Origin of the sequence: Mycobacterium sp. (assembly GCF_025965855.1) — a bacterium.
Taxonomy (GTDB): Bacteria; Actinomycetota; Actinomycetes; order Mycobacteriales; family Mycobacteriaceae; genus Mycobacterium.
The window spans coordinates 1-3,977 of the sequence record NZ_JAOPWB010000090.1 but is presented as its reverse complement, the minus strand read 5'-3'; the positions used below and the strand labels follow the sequence as shown (position 1 = coordinate 3,977).

Sequence of the window (3,977 nt, the reverse complement as noted above, 5' to 3'; positions counted from 1 at the left end):
CGGTCCGATGTTGACGGCGCTCAATGACAGCCCGGAATGCAACGTCGACCCGGGCTGCGTGAGCTCCCGTTCGGGGTTGGCCGCGATGGTGCAGGCGAACAACGACGGCACCCTCAACTCGATCAAGATCATGGCACACAACCTGCAATCGGCCGGGAAGGCGCAGACCGTCGGGCAGACGCTGGACAAAGTCCAGCAAACACTGACCCAGGCCTCCAGCGCCATGACGACGATCAAGAACCTGCAATCCACGATGAACCAGGCGCAACAAGGCGCCAATGCCCTGGCCGACGGCAGCCGCGCAATCGCCGGCGGTGTGAAAGAACTGGTCGATCAGACCAGAAACATCGGCAGCGGCCTCGGCGAGGCGTCGCAGTTCCTGCTGAGCATGAAGCACGACGCCGACGGCAAGCCTTCGATGGCCGGCTTCAACATCCCTCCGCAGATCATGACGAAGGACGAGTTCAAGAAGGGCGCCGCGATCTTCATCTCCCCGGACGGGCACGCGGCGCGGTACCTCATCCAGAGCTCGCTCAGTCCGTTCTCCACCGACGCCATGGATCAGCTTCCGAAGATCATCAAGGCCGCGCAGTCGGCGCAGCCGAACACCGAACTGTCGGACGCGAAGATACAGCTGGCGGGTCTTCCCAGTGGGCTTAACGACACGCGCAACTATTACAACGAGGACATCGGGTTCATCGTTTTCGCGACCATCATCATCGTGTTCCTGATCCTGGTCGGTTTGTTGCGGGCGGTCGTTGCGCCGCTGTACCTCATCGGTTCGGTGCTGCTTTCGTACTTGTCGGCAATGGGTCTCGGCGTCCTGGTGTTCCAGATGCTCTTGGGGCAGAACCTGCACTGGAGCCTTCCCGGACTGTCCTTCATCCTGCTCGTCGCGGTCGGCGCGGATTACAACATGCTGCTCATCTCGCGCATCCGCGACGAGTCACCGCACGGCGTGCGGGTCGGCGTCATTCGCACCGTGGGTTCGACCGGTGGCGTGATCACCTCGGCCGGTCTGATCTTTGCCGCCTCGATGTTCGGGTTGATGAGTGCCAGCATTTACACCATGGCCGAGGCCGGTTTCATCCTCGGGATGGGCATTTTGATCGACACGTTCCTGGTGCGCACGATCACGGTGCCGGCCATGGCCGCGATGATCGGCCAGAAGAACTGGTGGCCGTCGCACCTGGGCAAGAGCGCCGCGCAGGTTTACGCGGCCCACCAGAAGAAGCAGCAACAGCTGGAGCAGCTGGCCGACCAACTGGTCCGGATGAAGGTGATTCCCAGCCGGGCCGCCTTGGCCCCGGCAGCCGCTTCCCCGGCAACGAACGGGACCGCTCAGCCGTGGATTCCCGACGACCTACTCGTCCGCCTGAAACTCGTTCCCCCAGGCCACAAATCGCGGACCAAGTCGCGTCGGAAGCGGCCCACCCGCGCCGCCAACGGCCACGCACGTGGCGAGCGGAAAGCGACGAACGGCAAGCGACCGAGCGCACGCCTCCCCGACCACGCGCTCCCGCTGTTCGACCTGAGCGCCCTGCCGGATCACGTGACCTACGATCTCCGGGAACCGGCGTTGGACTCCGCGACGACCACCAATGGCAACGGCAAGCGGACGGCTGATCGGTATCTCGGCCACTCGCTGCCGCTGTTCGGCCAGGACTTCGGATCGCAACGACCAATCACGGTCGGCGGCAACGGAAATGGTCACGCCAACGGCAACGGCAACGGCAACGGCAACGGCAACGGCAACGGGCACAGCGAACACCCGGCCGAGGATAACCTCAGTAGCCCGCTGCCACTGTTCGGGACGAGCGCCCCGTCGCAGCAGGCCACCAACGGCAACGGGCGAGGCAAGCACCGGCTCCTCTAGCCTTCTCTAGGCGTCCAACCGGATGAACTCATCCTGCCGGTAGAGCTCGACGCACTGCGATCGTCTGATCTTGCCGCTGGTGGTAATCGGAATCGAGCCCGGTGACACGAGAACGAGATCCGCCACCTTCAGGCCGTGAGACTTTGAAATCGCCGACGTGACTTCGCGTTTGACGCCGCGCAGCTTGTCGGCGGCCTCCTCTTCGGAGCCGCCGCGCTTCATCTCGATGATCGCGACGAGCTTCTCGACACCCTTGTCGGGAACCGCAATCGCCGCGCAGCGTCCCGCGGTGATCTCCTGGATGGTCGCCTCGATGTCGTCGGGAGAATGGTTGCGCCCGTAGACGATCAACAGGTCCTTGATCCGGCCGATGATGAACATCTCGCCGCTAGAGAAGAAGCCCGAGTCGCCCGTTCGCAGCCAGGGGCCTTCGGGTGTGCCCTGCGACGGCTCGACGATCTTGGCGCCGAAGGTGCGCTCCGTCTCCTCGGGTTTCTGCCAATAGCCGGCGGCGACGTTCTCGCCGTGCACCCAGATTTCGCCGACCGTTCCCTCCGGACACTCGCGACCGGTGTCGGGATCGACGATGCGGTGCAGCATCGATTTGGGGTCACCGTAACTGACGAGCGGTGTGCCGCTTCCCGTTTCACACCGCACCGCCTCGCCGCCGGGCAGTTTCTCGGAATCGAAATAACCGATCTCGGGCGGTTCGCCCACCTGGCGTGTCGACATGTACACCGTGGCCTCCGCCATGCCGTAGCAAGGCCGCAGCGCCCGGGGGTCGAAGTTGAAGAGGGCGAACCGATCCGCGAATCGCTTGAGGGTCGCGGGCTGCACGCGCTCGCTGCCGTTGAGGATCGTGTGCACGGCGCCGAGGTCGAGCCCGGCCATGTCGTCGTCGGAGGTCTTGCGCACCGTGACATCGTAGGCGAAGTTCGGCCCCGCTGAGATCGTGCAGTCGCTCTGGGCCATCAAGTGCATCCAGCGGGCCGGTCGCTGCAAGAACCCCACCGGGCTGGTGAGCAGCGTCGGTACGCCCGCCAGGATCGGCATGAGGATTCCCAGGAGGAGACCCATGTCGTGGTAGAGCGGCAGCCACGACACCACCGTCAGGCCGGGCGGCGCGACCCCACCCTCGGGCGCAAAAAAGTCGCCCATGATCTGCTCGAAATTGGCGAAGACGTTGTTGCTGGAAACCATGACACCCGCGGGCGTACGGGTGGATCCGGATGTGTATTGCAAATATATGAAGTCCGACCCCTCAGTGGCGCCGGGGCGAGGCCTGGGGCCGGCGGGCCGCTGCCGAGACTCGAGGTCCAGCAAATCGACTTCGACGATCGAGGGCGCGGATTGCCCCTGCTGCGACTGCACGGACGCGGCGACATTGTCGATCACCGCGGACGTGGTCAGGACGACGGCGGGCGAGGTGTCGGCCAGCACCGAGATGGTGCGTTCGTCGTGCGCGCCGGCGTAGGGAACCGAAAGCGGCACCGCGACAAGTCCGGCCTGCAGGGCGCCGAGAAAGCCCAGGACGTAGTCGAGTCCCTGGGGGGCGAGTATGAGTGCCCGATCACCGGTCGACCCGCTGGCCCTGAGCTGCTCGCCGAGGTTCAGCACGCGCCGATACAACTGCGACCACGTGAGGGTTATTGGAACGCCGTCCCAATCCTGGTCGTAGTCAAGGTATGTGAACGCTGTGTCGTTGGGCTGCAGGCTGGCGCGCTCGCGCAGCACACCGGGTATAGATGACTGAACCACGGGCAACACACTACCTTCGTCAAAAGCGTTTCCGGCCCCGAACGGGCAGGTTACAACCGTACGACCCCGCCGTCGCACCCGGCTTTTCCCCGCACGCGCAATGCGCTCCGCCCCTACGGGCAAATAAACTACCGTGTACGCGGTGGACAATCGACTCGCACACATGGATCAGGCGTCTTTTCTGGGTCTGCGGGCGCTTGGCTACGGGGCGCACGTGCAGTTCAGCTGGATTTACAACCGCCCGGTACACATCGACGGATTGCGCCGATTTCACCGAAATCTCGGATACGGGTTGCTGGGAAGGCTGGTCGAACCGTCCCCGCTGCCTTTCGCGCGTGACCGA

General features: G+C 64.3%; 2 protein-coding genes and 1 pseudogene. 2 read left to right on the top strand and 1 reads right to left on the bottom strand.

What is annotated here, in order from left to right:
- On the top strand, positions 1–1,876 hold a 1,876-nt coding region (locus tag JWP83_RS06780; RefSeq protein WP_297727606.1), incomplete at its 5' end, for an MMPL family transporter.
- Between the two features lie 6 nt (positions 1,877–1,882).
- On the opposite strand, the gene JWP83_RS06775 is transcribed toward JWP83_RS06780, so the two are convergent.
- Positions 1,883–3,634: an AMP-binding protein gene (locus JWP83_RS06775; protein ID WP_297727602.1), complete on the bottom strand. Its 1,752-nt coding sequence runs from the start codon at positions 3,632–3,634 to the stop codon at positions 1,883–1,885.
- A 163-nt stretch (positions 3,635–3,797) separates the two neighbouring features.
- Between JWP83_RS06775 and JWP83_RS06770 the strand changes: the two are divergent.
- Positions 3,798–3,977, top strand: a pseudogene (locus tag JWP83_RS06770) (hypothetical protein); the annotation flags it as partial.